Annotated in this window: 10 protein-coding genes; all 10 read right to left on the reverse strand. The window is 39.3% G+C overall.

Features of this window, described 5'->3' with window-relative positions; all coding sequences use genetic code 11:
* Complete coding sequence (locus IL355_RS03500; RefSeq protein WP_192460799.1) at window positions 1–5,049, reverse strand: hypothetical protein; 5,049 nt, start codon at window positions 5,047–5,049, stop codon at window positions 1–3.
* Window positions 5,050–5,670 carry a hypothetical protein gene (locus tag IL355_RS03505; RefSeq protein ID WP_192460800.1) on the reverse strand — a complete coding sequence of 207 codons (621 nt, stop codon included), beginning with the start codon at window positions 5,668–5,670 and terminating at the stop codon, window positions 5,050–5,052.
* Window positions 5,671–5,773: 103 nt separating this feature from the next.
* Window positions 5,774–6,013: a hypothetical protein gene (locus IL355_RS03510; protein WP_192460801.1), complete on the reverse strand. Its 240-nt coding sequence runs from the start codon at window positions 6,011–6,013 to the stop codon at window positions 5,774–5,776.
* Between the two features lie 144 nt (window positions 6,014–6,157).
* A complete protein-coding gene (locus IL355_RS03515; protein ID WP_192460802.1) occupies window positions 6,158–6,724 on the reverse strand; it encodes an REP-associated tyrosine transposase in 567 nt (188 codons plus the stop codon).
* Window positions 6,725–6,961: 237 nt separating this feature from the next.
* Entirely contained in the window at window positions 6,962–7,570 is a 609-nt protein-coding gene (locus IL355_RS03520; protein ID WP_192460803.1) for a hypothetical protein, read from the reverse strand.
* A 300-nt stretch (window positions 7,571–7,870) separates the two neighbouring features.
* Complete coding sequence (locus tag IL355_RS03525; protein WP_192460804.1) at window positions 7,871–8,179, reverse strand: hypothetical protein; 309 nt, start codon at window positions 8,177–8,179, stop codon at window positions 7,871–7,873.
* A 218-nt stretch (window positions 8,180–8,397) separates the two neighbouring features.
* Entirely contained in the window at window positions 8,398–8,970 is a 573-nt protein-coding gene (locus IL355_RS03530; protein ID WP_192460805.1) for an REP-associated tyrosine transposase, read from the reverse strand.
* 105 nt (window positions 8,971–9,075) lie between these two features.
* Window positions 9,076–9,447 carry a hypothetical protein gene (locus IL355_RS03535; RefSeq protein ID WP_192460806.1) on the reverse strand — a complete coding sequence of 124 codons (372 nt, stop codon included), beginning with the start codon at window positions 9,445–9,447 and terminating at the stop codon, window positions 9,076–9,078.
* A gap of 1 nt (window position 9,448) precedes the next feature.
* Window positions 9,449–15,892: a fibronectin type III domain-containing protein gene (locus tag IL355_RS03540; RefSeq protein WP_192460807.1), complete on the reverse strand. Its 6,444-nt coding sequence runs from the start codon at window positions 15,890–15,892 to the stop codon at window positions 9,449–9,451.
* Window positions 15,889–16,251, reverse strand: a complete 363-nt coding sequence (locus IL355_RS03545; protein ID WP_192460808.1) for a four helix bundle protein — start codon at window positions 16,249–16,251, stop codon at window positions 15,889–15,891. Before IL355_RS03545 ends, IL355_RS03540 begins: the two co-directional genes overlap by 4 nt.
* Window positions 16,252–16,277 lie beyond the last annotated feature (26 nt).

Below are 16,277 nucleotides of genomic sequence, written 5' to 3' on the forward strand. Positions count from 1 at the left end.
TTAATCGTTCACATACTTTATTTTGTATCCTTGGCTATATAAATTACCTGGTGTTCTATAAATCAACTCAGCTTGATAAGATTTATTGAACCTAAATGCCGGAAATGATTTTGTTAATAACAAGTGGTATTTTTCGTAAATATCAGGATCTGCAGAAGGGTTAGGATATTTGTTTCGTAGCGTCCCTCTCAAATGGATAAAGTCTTCATAATATTGATAGGGTAAATTATAAATAAAAGGGATTCTATTTTTTACCCAAGGAGAATTTGGGTCGTTTTCATAATCTCTTTTATACTCGTACCCAATATAGAAAGACCTAATAGGAGGTACTCCCAAAATATTCTCATCCCTATTTACATATATGCCATCAATGGGATAGATCGGATCTGACCCTGTTCTATCATACATGATAGGCAGTATATCTTTTTTATAGTAGTCATCTTTTAAAATAGCTTGTGCATAAATCAATGGTTCCGGATTATACCGATCTGCATAAATTTCTGGTTTGTCAAAAGCTTCGTAATCCGCCACTTTTATAGAAAGGGATTGAACCTTGGCGTAAACATCTAAAGAGTCATTTGCATTAAAATAGAAAATGTTATTGGTAAGATTATCAATTACCTCTAAACTGTTTATTTTATCTTTGAAGCTAGCATGTTGACTTGACCTAAATTCCATATCCAAAATAGATTTAGGGGCTGCATCGTTCATCTGAATACCCGTTGCTTTTTTCTGTGAAACAACGGCAGTTGAGTTAACATCATTTCTTTCTGTTTGTGTATCGGTTCCTGGATCATACCAGTTGGTGTTTACTTTTTCGGTATCGTAAACAGTTTCCTTTTCTTCAGTGAAAATTTCTGGAGGGGCCTCTTGCCCTGGTGGATAAACCATTAAATCTAAACGATACTTTGAATTTGGAACCAATTCGGGTATTTCGAAAAATACCATACCTTTTTGTTTGTCATATCGCAAAGGCGTGCGTATCCCTTCGTTCGTTAGTAAGGAAACAAACTGAGCTCGCATTTCATATCCTCCTTCAAAAAGGTAATCCGGAGCTCTTTTTGGTTTTACATAACCCGTTGTATATTCTTGTGGATAAAAGTTTTTCATGTCTTTCACAGGATAGACGTAACTCACTTGTTCCCATGGAATGTGGTCGGGTGCTTTGGTGGTTTTAAAGGCTATTTCTTTTCGTTCAACTACTGGTTTTCCTTCTTTTACTAGGGTTTTATAGGCCCCGTTTATTTTTTCATCAAAACTTACCTCAACTAAAGCAATCAATTCCTTTTCGGAAGGAAGCGTTTTTTCTGAAATGAAGGTTACGGCGTCATGATCTTCATTCCATTCAAATTTTCCCTCAATTTCCTTGCCTTCATGGGTTAGGGTAAATTCTTTTAATTGTATTTTGAATGTTCGCTTGCCTTCTTCCAGATTAACCTCAACATCTTTATTGACAGGATAGGTGAATATAGCTTGTGGAGCGGCATAAACAGAAACATCGGTATCACCTTCTCGAGGCACAACATCTGAAATTATGGGCACCCCAATAGCGTCGGAAATTCCTTCAAATTCACACTCTTCCCCTGCCTCAAATTTCATTCGCATATTCCCTTTGATCAATCCGCCCAAAATCTCATAGCGCATCCCTACGTAACCATTTAAATAAATAGGATTGGGAAATTGACCTCTCAACATGGCTGCCACACCTGCATATGCAATAGGAAACTTCCCTTTTATAAAGGCCAAGTCTACCTCAACACCAAACTCTCCTTCTAAATAGGCGTAAACCTGACCCATGGAATACCAGCCGTTATTGCCGATAGGTCCTGGTCTACCCACACATTTTGCATCAGGATAGTAGGCGTGCATAATATCAAAACCACCTCCAAACTCTAGGTAGGCATAAAAAATGAGATATTGGTATTTGTATTGATATGAGAAATTTAAACCAAATGCAAAGCCTTTTGCGGCTTCAAATTGTCCATCTTTCCCTTGTCTGTTGAGTTCTGCCACATCTGCACCAAGAATTCTTACTACTTCATCCCTGGGGGGGAAAGCCGTAGGTAGTTTTGTACCGGTCATAAAATAAGCTTGTACATTTAGCTCAGCTATCTTTACATCAAATGTCAGGGATATGGGTGTTTCCGGTGTGCCTACATGAATGTACCATTCTTGTGGATCTTTATGTATAACGGCCCTCCCAGCTAGGTTGTCTTCATTTCCGCCACGTATGCCTTCAAGGTCTATATAAACTTCAAATTCACCGTGAAAAGAGTCGTTAACGAAGTCTTTTTCAATACCTACGAATACACCAACACGTCCGCTAGAGGCAACTTCACGTTTTGGGATGGCATTTTTAGAAAGCCCCAGAAAATCATTGTCCTTTAGAAAGGTTTCAGCTTTACCTGCATTTTTTTCAATGAAACCGGACATTTTGTCCAAAAGTTTATTGTTTTCTAAAAGTTTTGCCTCAGGTGAGATGTAAGAATCGTCTCCCATCAGAGAACCTTCGCCTGTAAACCCAATTCTATTAAGGCCACCATGGGTATTAAATTCCATTTCTATAAATACTTTGGCGCTAAACGAAGATGAATTGTTCGTTCCAATACCGGCCCCAGCCCTCAAGCCCAGCCCTGTATTTGCATCAGGAACATATACTGCTTTGCTTGGGTTGAATTCCGTGGTTTTTCCGTTCGTAATTCGCTTCATTTTATTCGAAAGTCCCCCGGCAAGGGAATTAATCGGTAATTTACTTGAGCCACTTTCTTTGGAGTCTGACCAAATATCAACAAACCAATATCTGAATGTAGTACTGCCAAACATGGCTTTCGCAGAAGCCTTGTAATTAAGTTTGGTAATATCTACGGAGAGCTCGCCTGCAAAACCATTACCATAGGTAGGGTCTTCATCCATAATTTGAAGCCCTCCGGTTAGGTGCACCCCACTTTTCTTATAATCCACCTTAACCCCATCCACCTTTACTTTTTCAAATTTCCAGGCTTGTATTTTGGAAGATTCTTCCAGTTTTCCCAAAATATCCATGCTAGTGGTAGCATGGGACCCGTCACCATCCAGATTAATTTTGAGTCCGAAAGAAAGGCCCACCTGGTTGCCCGGGGTCACTAGCTGCAGATTTTCTACCGATGCCGGAAAGTTCATCAGCTTCATGTCACCCGTAAACCCGAAGCTGGTAGCGCTAATGGCTTTTTTACCGGGTTCGGTTTCCAGTTTTAATTCTTGAAACTGAATGCCGGGAAAATTGAAGCCTTTTCCACTATCTTCTGCCTCTTGGGTGCTTGGCGATTTCTCGCCTTCTTTTTGACCTATTTTACCAACGATGGAGAGTTCACCCGTAAGGTTGGCGGAAGGATACACCTTGCCATCCTTTACGTCAATGGCCACACTGGAGTTTTTGGCCAGTTGCATTTCTCCCAGAAAGACAGGGGTTTCATAATTACTTTGCAGCCCCACTTCCAGTCCGTAACCATTTTGGTCTATATAGCCTGAATAATCCATGGGTTTCTCAAAAATAGGTACGGCAATATCACCGCCCATAGAACCCCCTGTTAGCGAATTTCGGGAAAGGGAAATACTTACGTCCTCTATGGTAAACGCCCATTTTCCGGCCGCTCCGTCACCTGTTTTAAGCACGTTTTCCCCATAAAAAGTACCGGATACCCCTTGGCTGTCCAGCACCAAATCCTTGGCGCCAAATTCTACGCGTCCGTTGGATTTTTTGGTATCCTCTATTCCTTGAGGTAGCATACCGCTTACTTCTTCGGCGTAAAAACCACGCCATAGTTTTTCATCGGCGCCGGAATAGATGTTGTTGTATTCTCGGGGAAGGTTAAGGTTGGGCGCACTGCGGCTATCGCTAAGGTCCAAGACCACATTTTTAAGGTTAAAGCCCCAACCCGTCAAGCCTACCACTTCAAAACGGGGAAGGTCTACATTGATCAAAAGGTCGTTCCAGCCTTCCGACTTTACACTAAAAGAAGCGCCCACATAACATTTGTTGTCCACTACCTGATCTTCCATGTCCTTTAGATACTGGTTGTCCCTACTATTTCCGCAGGTGTATTCCCCATTTTCGTTAATAGGTAACAGCACGTTTCTTGAAACCCGAAGATCGCCTTCTAGGCTAATGCCCTTTAGGTTGGAACAATCGAACTCTATAAAGGATTGGTCGCTAAAAGAATTCGTCTTTAGGTCTATATCACCTCTGAGGGTCAACAGCCAATTGTCTCCCTGAATGGGAATGGCCTGATTGCCCAAAAGCACCAGTTTCATATCACCGGATAGTCCGCCCTCATAGCTGAGCTTTACATTTTCGGCACCAAAAAAGAGTTGTCGTTCAATACTGCGGTCTTTCTTATCGTCCACTTCCCCTTTTTCAGGAACGGTCATACGCGCCCATACCTTTAGCAGGGCATGGTTGGGCGTAAATTCTACCTCGGTAATGGCCAATTCTACCGAATTGCCCGAAGTTTGGTCCGTTTTTTTAAGCCCCACCGGAAGCTCCAACAATTCATTGCCGGTAAGTATTTCTACAAAGCGACCCATTTTGGACACCGCTTCCACTGCGTTTTTTGCATTTTTTATCAATTTTTCTACGGCTGGATTCTTGGGGTAATTCTCCGCCATAAAAGCCGCATTGAACTCCGGCTGCCGTTGGGTAAAGACCACATTAAAATTCTGGTTTTGGGCCAGTTTTTCGTCTAGGGTAGGGAAGGAACGGTAAGTAGCCTCCTCTAACTCCCCCAAAGAGGGAGAATTTTTGCTGCCAGCCTCTGAAGTGATGGTGGGTATGGTGTCTTTGGAACTGGATAGGGGTGTAATCTGTGCGTGCCTATCCGATTGCAATGCAGCCAATTGCTGCAAATAGTCGAGTTGTTGTTTCTTTTTTTGTTGCTGCAGCGTAGTGTCCTTTGTTTTATGGGCCAAACTGTCTTTAGAACCGGAAACAGGTGGCGTAACGGCATACAGTTGTAAGCTGCCTAACAGGCTGCATAGAATGAAAAGTAGAATATGTGAGTAGTTGTTTTTCATCTATTTGGTTTTTTGTTTCGCTTCGCTTCTTCCAAAGATTGCTTTCCAGCCTTTCATACTTTCTTCGAACATGTTGGGTAAGTCAGGCCATAAATTACTTTTAAGATAAATCTTATAAGCACCTATGAATAGTGAAATGCTCAACACAAAACCGAGCAATCCGATTAAGGGAAATAGAATCCCCAAAAAATAGAGGAATAATTTTGTTCCAATTGAAGGTTTATTACCAATCAAGGTTTTCTCACCTATTTTCAAATATTCAATTACAGCACCCGATTTCATAAATGTAACCGGCCCAAAATCGGACAATTTATCTTCTTCCAATTCAATGGGCAATACATTTTTCAATCTTCCCTGATTTGTAATTTTATTTTGTTGTAAAAAGGAAAGCAATTTTTTGTGTTCATTTTCAGGTATATAAAAAAGCATGTTTAAGCTGTCACCATCCCCTGTAATGAGCTCGAGTTTTGCATATTTGTCCGTATTTGAACCCTGAAAGGCTTGTCTTAGGGAAAGATGTTTTAAATATTTCGAAGATTGTTGATGAACATCTGCTTCATTGGCTTTATTAAAAAGTAAGGGGCCGCTAAATACCATTAAGCAAACGGTAAAGCCGAACATAAAACCGAATTTTAATATGTACTCAATTGATTTCAATATAGTTACAATTCTTCGTTTTTCTTTAAGTACTTAATTTTTATCAATATTTAATAATTAGACATTTTTATTTAAAACTTGATAAATCCTTGCTTCTTTCCCGAAATAAAGAGGGTTTTTCACGTACCTTATCTGCTAATTGGGTTATAAAACTTTTGCCATTTTTATTAAACGCACTTTCTTCTAAAGAGTTCAATTCGAAAGTGACATAATACAGGGCTACACCTCCACATAGAACAGATAGAATTAATTTATCCTTATTTTCAAAAAGAGTAAAGTCCCATTCTTTTTTTATTAGTTCTTTCATTTTAAGTTTGTTACGTTTTCTATATAACTTCCTGAGGGAATTGCATCAATTACAATTTCAGAGTAACCTTGTGGTAGTTTACCTCCGCTGGCGCGAGCGTCACGCTCGTGCCATTAAAGTTTACATGTATGTCTTTAATTTTACTCATAGTATGCCTAGTATAATACCTTGGTTATCAATTTTTATAACCGTTTCATCATCGGCATAGTTCCTTGCACTACTGTACTTCCAATCGATAGGGTCGGTTACAAAACCTGCTTCTACCGGGTTTTTATGTATGTACGCTATCTTCTGTTTGATTACTTTATTGCTCCATAATTCAATAGGTTTGTTGTGTTGCTGCCAAAATTGTCTTTTGGTAACATTACTTTTCTTTTTTCCTGCTCTTTCCATCATCCATAAGAGCCATTCTTTTCTACTTTCCTGAGGGTTTTCTTCAATTTCTTTTATCAATTTTCTAGCTGTATAGCCCTTGAAATCTCTTAGCAACCCTGATGGGTCTTCATTTTCCGACCTAAAGACAAAGTGAACGTGGCTCGGCATAAAACAATAAGCAAATACTTCCATACCTTTTTCTGCTCTGCAATAGTTGATAGCTTGCTCCAGTATTGAAAAATAGGCTTGTCTTGTAAACACATCTATCCAAAACACGGTCGCGAAGCTTACGAAGTAAGCTGCTGTAGGGTTGTTGAATTTGTGTTTTCTGCTCATTGTTTCTTTATTCTTTTTCTTATGCCCGGCTTATTCTTGACGGCACGAGCGTGACGCTCGCGTCAGCGGAGGAATATCAATTGTCCCCTTTAGGGAACAGTAAAAACCAAAACGATTTTTACAGGGGTGTTTTGTTATTGTTTTCTACTGATTATTATTGTCATTGCCTTTACTTTTTACACTGTTGGTGTGAGCATAGATGCTTGCGCTAGCGGGGGGTAGTTTTTATTCATAATTCTAATGTAATTTTTTGGACTTAAATCCTCTAAAGACGTATTTTAAGCCTTCTACCTTACTTCCTATTGAATTAGGTAAATCCGGAAACACTCCTGTCTTTTGATAGGTTTTTATGCAATCAAAAAACACCATAGAACTCAATAAAAAAGCCAATAATCCTACTAGGGAGAACCCACCTCCAAGCAAGTAGTAAATTATTTTCTCGAGGGCGGTTGTCTTTCTTCCTATTAGAGAATGGTTGTTAATCGAGAGCAATTCGATACTTTTATTTTTTAACCGATACTTAATGTCTTTATAATCTTTTAATTCAGTTTTATTTATAACGATAGGTAAAAGCTTAAACAGTGCTTTGTTTTTAATATGTCGGTTTTTTACCAAGAATTCTTCTATTGCTGTATATTCTTTTTCGGGCAAATAGTAATTCTTGGTTAAAGTGTCATTTGGTTGAATAATTATAGAAAACTGCATATAATCCTCACCATTGAATACGTGGTTCAGCTTTAATTCAAGCAATTCATTTACAGTTATAATATTAGTTTGATCTGGATCAATTTTTTTGAAAAAAGCAGGTCCACCGTAAAGCATCAGAACTGTGCTCAAACCGAACATAAAGCCAAATTTTAATATGTATTCGAAAAACCTCATATTTTACTTATCTTATTCGTTTGTTTCGGAACTTTTTTCTATAAACATTTTCACAGGAACTTCAGTACCTAAGGCCAATTCTTCTTTGTTCTTATTGTATTCAAAAATCCCATAAGTTATGTAACTCAACCATAGTCCAGAGAATAAGAATAGGATTGATAAAAACCATCTTCTTTTATAATATTGTTCTTTTGTTAAAATCAACTATATTTTTTTAAATGTTCTCATTTTATTCTGAATTTTCATTGACTACAAAGTATATTTCTATTTCAGAAAGTCACTTAAAATTGCTAGTTGGGCAGTAATATTCTCAGGATTTGATTTAGTGTGATTATTTACCTTTTTATCATATCTCCATAAATCATATGGCTTTCCGTCAATAATAATTTCGATATAAAACCCGATATCACCTTTAATATTAATAATCAAATCATCTTTCATATATTTTATACCCCAGTAAGGTCCATGTACATTCTCTTCCAAGAGTTGGAAATTTGGAAAATTATCTTCAAAGTACTTCCTTATTATTTTATTATTGTCTTCTGCCCAATTTGCTACCATACAGCTTTCCATAAATCATTTATTTCAATAAATTCCTTGACGCCCAATTCAATTAAGTAATTAACCTCTCTTGCAAAAAAACTGCTCGTTTCGCGGAGAAAACGGATCATGAGAAAACCAAAACTCTTTGTTTGCGGCTTTTTGTCTATCCATAAACTCTTTATTTATTCTCCCCGCTAGCGCGAGCGTCACGCTCGTGCCCATGAAGCTGCTGTTCATAACATTGTCTCTCATAGTTCCATTATACCTAAATGCATACCTTCGTTATCTATCTTTAAAACCGTTTCATCATCGGCATAGTTCCGTGCACTGCTATATTTCCAATCAATGGGATCGGTTACAAAACCTTGTTCCACAGGATTGTTGTGAACGTAATATATTTTTTGCTTTATGGCCTTTCCGCTCCATAATTCAACAGGTGTGTTATGCTGCTGCCAGAACTGCTTGTTTTTAACATTGCTTTTTCTTTTCCCTGCCCGTTCCATCATCCATAAAAGCCATTCTTTTCTACTTTCCTGAGGGTTTTCTTCAATTTCTTTTATCAATTTTCTAGCTGTATAGCCCTTGAAATCTCTTAGCAACCCTGATGGGTCTTCATTTTCCGACCTAAAGACAAAGTGAACGTGGCTCGGCATAAAACAATAAGCAAATACTTCCATACCTTTTTCTGCTCTGCAATAGTTAATAGCTTGCTCCAGTATTGAAAAATAGGCTTGTCTTGTAAACACATCTATCCAAAACACGGTCGCGAAGCTTACGAAGTAAGCTGCTGTAGGGTTGTTGAATTTGTGTTTTCTGCTCATTGTTTCTTTATTCTTTCTCTTTTTCTGTTTCTTATGCCCTGCTTATTCTTGACGGCACGAGCAAGGATGCTCGCGCCAGTGGGGCCTTTATCGCTAATACCAAAATTAAAGGGTTGGTGTAGATATCCTCTTTTGATACTCTTGTTTATCCCAAGTCCACCCATATTTAGAAAAAGTACGAAACACTTCTTCCATAATTTCATCTACATTTGAGTCAACTTCTCGAAAAGTTTTGTGCCATTGAGGGGTAAATGTTGAATACTCATCATGTCCTTTTTCAACTTGAAGACGCATTCCTTGATTAAGAATACCTACCCAAAATTTAACTTTATCATCAAAATTAAGTTCATGATAGTTTTCTGGTAGACAACTCCAGAAATTAGTTTTATATGTCCTGTTTTTCACGGAGTTCATATACTCTATGAACTCGTCTTTTGGTAATTTTAAAATCTCCTCTGATGATAGCTCTCTTTTCATTTTAATGATTTTGAATTAGTTTTATAATCCACTTACCCGTTGATTGGTCAAGAACAGGGTCGGCAACTGCTTCAAACTTACTTCCTGATTTGATTAAAATTTCAGGTGCAGGCATATTATTATATTTCACACCATCAGCAAAATCTGTAATGTTTTTACCTGTTGTATGTTGTATTTCAAATATTATATTAATCTCTGGACGTCCACCGAATGAAGCTCCTTGAGACCCACCACAAGATGTAAAATCATTCCAAGTATGTTTAGCTCCTTGATTATATGAATCAAGAAAACCTTGTAAATCTGCTTGTTTTATTTCAATTCCTCTATAAACTTTTTGACCCGAATAATTCGGCAGTTTAGCCAATGCGTTTTCTAAAATTAATTTTACATCTCCTGTCAAATTTGAATTGAGACCATTCCTTAACCAGTAGTTTAAATCACCATAATAGAAATTAGTTGTATAGCCCCAAAGTGAGAAAACTTCATCATTACTAAGGTTTGGATATTGTGCTTTTAATGTTTGAATTTCGTTCAACCAATTTTCGCCAGACCTTACATTGTGGTAATTTTTAAAATAGTCAAGAATTTCATCTTCTGTTTTTCCAAACTTCTTTAAAGCATTCACAAAGTCCGTAGGGAGTTCTTGTTTTACAATAGTTTTCGTAACTGTTTTAAAGCTCCCCCCCGCGTTAACCAAATTCACCTTGATTTGTGCAATTAGCTCATCTATCAAGTTAATATTACCCTCTGAAGGCTGAGTATTTAAACGTATAGCACTTGGGTCTGCAATAAAGAAACTACCATTATCATCTATCAAAAATTCTAGATCTACAACATCTACTTCCTTTTGTTTAAGGAGGTCTTTAATTGTTTCAAGACTTTCAATACTGTTGGCGGTAACAGCATCCGATGAGCCGATGATTTCAACCGTGGCACCTCGGAGTTGGGCGATGTTGTCTGAACTACCGGCATAACGCTTCATAATTATGGCGGGACGACCTTCATATATAACTTGTTCCAATACCTCTACGGCAGGTATTTCTTGCGCTTTTAGTTTGGCTAGGGCTTCTACCTCGTTTATTAAGGTTTGCACGTTCTTGCCAGGCTGCATTACAGCCAAGACTATGTCAGGTTCACCGGCAATTGAGTATACATCTTTGTAAGAAGAAGAGCCATCGCTTATTTTTGTTAACGCACCATTAGGAACATATTTGTCATACGGCCAATTCGCGTAACCTTTAAAGCCTATAATATCTCCATTTTTTAGAATGTCTATGCCATCATAGGAGGCTATCTTATCACCATTTTCCAAAATTTGCCTTTTGGTAATATTGCCTCCCGTCATTTGAGCTACCAGATTATCCGCAGGGTCTTTTATTTGGATAAAATTGAAATTACCAGATTTTTTGGTCGTAATTGTAATGAGGGCAGTGGTTGGGAAAATCTCATCAATTTTAACCAATTGATCCACTATCTCTTGTTTACGAGTATTTGTTTTGCTGTCTAACAACAAATTTTTAATGCCTTCAAGGCCATCTCCTTTAGTGCTTTTAAACCTGTTTGCTATACTTTGAACAGCATCTATATTCTCAAACTTGGCCAGTGCAGGACCAGATACATTTGCGGCTTCCAAAATAGCCTTAACTTCATTTAAACTCTCGATTGCTCCTTCGGCAATATCAACAACCGTATTTGCTCCTGTTGCTGTGGCTGCTTCAATATCTAGTGCCATTTCTAATCCGAAATCAACATCTAAAGCATCATTAAAATCTTTCTTGGCATCATCAAGATTATCCGCTACCGAAGACATCATGGGCTTTTCATTGGCAGACTCAATTATTTCATTGGCCCGCTTTATTTCGTATTCCGTTACGTTGCCGTTATTGTCCAGTTTGGCTACCAAGGTAAACCTATCGCTTGATCGTAAATAGGTGGCGGCATATTGGCCAAACCCGACAGCTACCAATGAGGCGGTGTACAGACCGGCTTCAGTTCTATGGCCGTTGGCAACTGCATATATGAGCCCTATACCATCGGCAATAAAATCTATTTGAAAAGGTGCAAGGGCAAGGGAAGCCGCATCCAATACGGAATATACCACGGCATCGGTATCAATTTCCTGATAAAGGTGAAAGGGCTGTACTTTTGCAAATTCATCAACCTCCATTAAATAGGCCAAATTCACCAAAAAACCGGCATATTCATCTTGGGCCTGATGCAGGTTGGAATAAGCTATGAGTAGTTTGGAATTTACAGCTGCCCGATCGATATAAACTTCTCTAAACAATATTCCTTTTTTGCCCGGTACTGCCTCAAAATATGAAATTGTCTTGTCCGGTTTATCGGATTTTGCCTCTTCCAAGGCGTCAAAATCCTCCATAGCCGCCTGTGACTGCTTATTTTCGTATGCTATATGCCACTGGGCCAATTTTTGCTGATGTTCATATTTGGCATTGACGTACTCAGAAGTACTGTTGTAATCTGATGATTTCGGTTTTTCCCTTTTTAGTTGTCTTCCTTGGGATTCCAGTTTCCTAAGTTCATCATAATGGGGACTTTTGAGAATTGCAATATTTTGTATAAAAGAAAGTCCCCTAACATCTTTATCACTTGATTTTTCTACTATCGCATTTTTTCTATCGGCCAAAATATAGCTGTAGTAGATGGTGGCCGGTTTTTTAATGCGGGCAAATGCTCCTAAAATATAACTTAGAAGGTCATTGGATTTTTTAAATTGAAAGGTGTCGACTAGGTCGTTCTTGCTTTGGGCAAAACCTACCTGCATACACTTGGTTGTTCCTAACCCTTCACTAAACCTGATAAAAGGAACGACAATAAGAATGGCGTTATTAGAATAATCTTTTAAATTACTTTTCTCAAGTATTTTTGACGCAAATTCATCCAGTTTGTTCTCATCAATTTTATATTCCACTGGCTGAAAGACTACATAGAAATCTTTATCAGTTTTATATTTAAGAGTGTATAGTTTGTCTTCAATTAGTTCGGCTTTATCTGCCAAGGCAGCATTTGAGACGTTTACCAAATGATAAAAATCTCCTTTTGTTCGGTAGGGCTTACTCTTTTGGCCTATTCTTCTGCCATAGGCTTCGTTGATACTATTGGCAGCTTGGGTTACCCATTCTTCTTTATAAGTGCCATCAGTATTTATTAATTGGCATATGGTTAAGTTAAATGGATTTTCTTCTAACTGTGCAATTGCGTCCTGGTCCTCTTGTATACAATCGGTTTCACCTTCATACTTTACTAATTGGTGATTAAAATTGATGGTCCCATTTTTAAAGTTTTCTAAATCTTTGTATTCAACCGAATAATAAGGGTCATTGCATTCTGGAGAGTTATCAAAAAGGAAAACCCTTTTCTCTTTTTTAATATCTTGAATACTAACATATGGCAGAGGAACTTTTTGTCCATTGGGGGTTTGAGATGATACATACCCCACAAACTTACCATTGTCATAAGTGGCGTAGTAGGTTATATCTCCTAATTTAAAACCAGGAATTGTACCTTTTGGCTCTTTCATAGAGCCATTAGAGGCTATAGTTCTGCTAATCTCTTTAGAATATGAAAAAGGCTTCCAATCTGGGGTAAACCAAATTTTTCCGGCAATTTCTCCCTCTTCTTCCTCTTGGAACAAATAAAACTTTAAAGAGGGATCATGAATCTGGGCCCAATGGGTATGGGGCAGTTGGTCTCCGCTACCATAGTCCATGAGCCAATCGGTTTGTTGATTCGTTCCAAATTCGGAAAAAGGATGCTGTAGGGCAAAAATACCGTGCCCTATTTCATGGGCCAGTGTTTTACTTTTGTCACCACCTTTATCTTCTTCCTCAGGTTTACCTCCAAATACAAAGCCCATTTGGCGCTGTAAGGGCATAAAACCACCAATAGGGCGTGAAGGTTCAATGTCATTAAAGACCAAAATGTAATAGGTGTTGGCATTATAACCTTCTAACTGCTTTACCCTATTGACGAGCATTTTTTGCTCCTCATTATAGGCGGCGGCCCAGGCGCTTTCGCCAAAATCCAAAGTTTGGTTACTACCTAGTTCAGACTTTTTAACAGAAAGACTTAAGCTTTTGCCAAACTGTATATTCGCTACCGCTTTTTCAAAAATTTTGGAGACATTACTTTCTATATTCCCCAGCGAAGCACCATTTACCGAGACCAAGGCAACATTTATACTTCTCTCCGTAAGGTGCCATAGGGTGAAAGCCCCTGCGGTGAGCTGTTTGCTATTGTCCTCTTTGCTGGGGACAGTGGCATATATCACCTCATTTTCAAAGGAATATCTTCCAGTGAGGGTCAAGGTCGCTGTAGAACCGTTAAAAGTTGTGGGAATGGAATCCCCTTGTTTGGTCTTAAAGCTTACATCGTCTGCTTTGTAGTCGCCATTTTTTAGGTCAATAGTTGCCTTAATTTTGGTGGTAGCCCCTTTTTTAACGGCATGATGGGTCAACGGATAGTCCTTGCCATCGGCATCTTTAATGACCGTATATTCTTGGGCGAGTGTGCCTATGTTCCCTGTGGGCATGATATCCATTCCGTAGGTGCCCTCCTCATTAAAGGTTACTTGTATTCCTCGGGCAGTAAGGGATTCCAGTCGGCCGTTATTGGAAACCCCTTCTACGTTATTGCCGGTAATGGCTCCGTTTTGGTCTATGGTACCACCTTCGGTAATTTCGCCTTCGGCATCCACATAATATGTTTTTCCCTCGCTATCGGTAATGACCATGTCATCTCCCAAGGGTTCTGATTTGGTCACTCCATTTTGTGGGTTGGTAATGACCACCTTTCCGTCCTCAATTTTTATATCGTCTTTATCAATGGCCCAATTGACCTTGATTTCATCCAAATCATTATCGCCCTCAACAAATTCCCCTACCGCATCCACCGCATCGGTAACGGTATCGATTGCCTCATCTATGTCCAGAATATTCCGCATGCTAGGGTCGTACACTGTCACTACCGATCCTTCTACCAACTGATTATCCGTATTTACTAACACATTGGTAAATGCTACCCCCACGCGTATGCTGTTGAGATAGGGAATGGTTACATAGCCCTTACCGGTAAAACGACCATTACTGCCGCTGGTTTCCAAAACCTTAATGGGGAAATCGCCCGCCTTAAAGGCATCCCCGGCATAGAGATTGGGAAGGGGCTCCTTATTGCTTAGGTTAAAATTGGGGGTGATGTTGCAATCGTAAACGGCCGCCTCTTCATCAGCAATAAAAGTGGTAAACTGCTTGGTAACACTCCAATCACTGCCCGTTACCGTACATTGTTTTTGAACCTGATATTCATAGACCGTACCTGGCTTAAGGTCCCACAGGGTGGTTTGGTTGCCACTAGTCTTATTGGGGAACCACTCGGCCCCCTCCACGTTTTTTTGCCGGTAACGTACCGTGTATTCAGGTACTTCGGTAGAGAAATCGTCCCAAAAAATATTGGCATTGGTACTCCCCTTAACCTCATGGTTAATGCCCAAAGGCAAATCGCAACTGCCGGCATAACTAAAGGAGTAAATCTCGCTATAGCCTTGGTTTTCAAAAAGGCCCACTTCTTCCAACCCTTGTTTTGCCTTTGCCTGCACCCGCCAAGCATAATTTTTTCCGGATAGGAAGAGCGGATCGGCCGGTCCGTATACATAGGTAGTAGCATTGGTAACGGTTTGAAAAACGGGAGGCGAGCTTAAAAAGGCCTGTTGCGGGTCCACTTGGGTGTCCCAAATTTCTACAATGCTAAGCTCGTATTCTACATTGCTAACATTTACGTGTCTTGGTGTCCACTGAAATACAATGTTCTGCGGATTGATTTCTTCTACATTGGTCTTGTTTCTGGGGGATACCAAGAAAGGTGGTTCGTTCTGAAAGACCACACTAATGGCACACGATTTTTGTGACAGGCGACTGCCGGTAAGCACATCGAACACCTCAAAACAGAAGTTATAGGCCCCTTCGGGGATGGCATTGCCATACACGTTACCCGAAATACCGTTGAGGTTTTCATACCTAAAATAGGATGCCAGCTCTACGTTGGTAAGTACCAGGGGAACACCTCCTTCTAAAAATAGGGGCGAAGCGCCGGTAACTAGGTCTTTACTTTGAAAACTGATACCGCTACCCTCAAAGGAAACTCTTAGGCGGACTTCCCGATTGACAATCTCAAAATCGTTTAAAATCAATTGAACGCGCAACGGACTGTTTACGGTATTCTCGTTGGCGTATTCTGAAAAATAAATGGGCGGCGGCGGCGTCACTTGCGGAATTACCTGTACAGGAAAGGATTGTGCGGTGGCGGTGGTTAGGTTGAAGGTTAAAAAGAGTAGGCAGAGTGCGGTATGCAGTAGGCAGTAGGCAGTAGGCAGTATGCAGTATGCAGTATGCAGTTTTTGGATGATATGTTTTAGGGTTTTGAATATCATTTACTGCTGAATTTTTTAGGGTTGTTGATCATATAGCCAAGCAATTTTCCTACTTCAACGGTTTTATTGTACAGTTCTATTTTGGTCTCTTCTTGAATGTACTGGCAAGCTAATGAAAACTCTAACCAAACTTGGGTTTCGGTGTTTTCCATATCGGCATCCGTAAGTTTGGCAACAAAATGTTTTACATACCTCCTTTTTCGGTAACCTTCAGCAATATTGGCACAAACCGAACGGGAACTTCTCCTAATCTGATCCGTAAGGGAATAGCGCTCTTCCTTAGGAAATTTTTTGGTCATTTCAAAAACGTCCATAGCTAGGGAAAATGCTGTTTTATATGCTGTCAGCTGCTTATACATTCTTTTCTCGATTTGCCTATTGCCTA

Origin of the sequence: Euzebyella saccharophila, assembly GCF_014855495.1 — a bacterium.
In the GTDB taxonomy this organism is placed as follows: Bacteria; Bacteroidota; Bacteroidia; order Flavobacteriales; family Flavobacteriaceae; genus Euzebyella; species Euzebyella saccharophila.

Bases quoted from the DNA above. Each gene is read 5' to 3' on its own strand.
- IL355_RS03500 (WP_192460799.1), bottom strand. From the start codon at position 5,049: ATGAAAAACAACTACTCACATATTCTACTTTTCATTCTATGCAGCCTG.
- IL355_RS03505 (WP_192460800.1), bottom strand. From the start codon at position 5,670: ATGTTCGGCTTTACCGTTTGCTTAATGGTATTTAGCGGCCCCTTACTT.
- IL355_RS03510 (WP_192460801.1), bottom strand. From the start codon at position 6,013: ATGAAAGAACTAATAAAAAAAGAATGGGACTTTACTCTTTTTGAAAAT.
- IL355_RS03515 (WP_192460802.1), bottom strand. From the start codon at position 6,724: ATGAGCAGAAAACACAAATTCAACAACCCTACAGCAGCTTACTTCGTA.
- IL355_RS03520 (WP_192460803.1), bottom strand. From the start codon at position 7,570: ATGTTCGGTTTGAGCACAGTTCTGATGCTTTACGGTGGACCTGCTTTT.
- IL355_RS03525 (WP_192460804.1), bottom strand. From the start codon at position 8,179: ATGGAAAGCTGTATGGTAGCAAATTGGGCAGAAGACAATAATAAAATA.
- IL355_RS03530 (WP_192460805.1), bottom strand. From the start codon at position 8,970: ATGAGCAGAAAACACAAATTCAACAACCCTACAGCAGCTTACTTCGTA.
- IL355_RS03535 (WP_192460806.1), bottom strand. From the start codon at position 9,447: ATGAAAAGAGAGCTATCATCAGAGGAGATTTTAAAATTACCAAAAGAC.
- IL355_RS03540 (WP_192460807.1), bottom strand. From the start codon at position 15,892: ATGATATTCAAAACCCTAAAACATATCATCCAAAAACTGCATACTGCA.
- IL355_RS03545 (WP_192460808.1), bottom strand. From the start codon at position 16,251: ATGTATAAGCAGCTGACAGCATATAAAACAGCATTTTCCCTAGCTATG.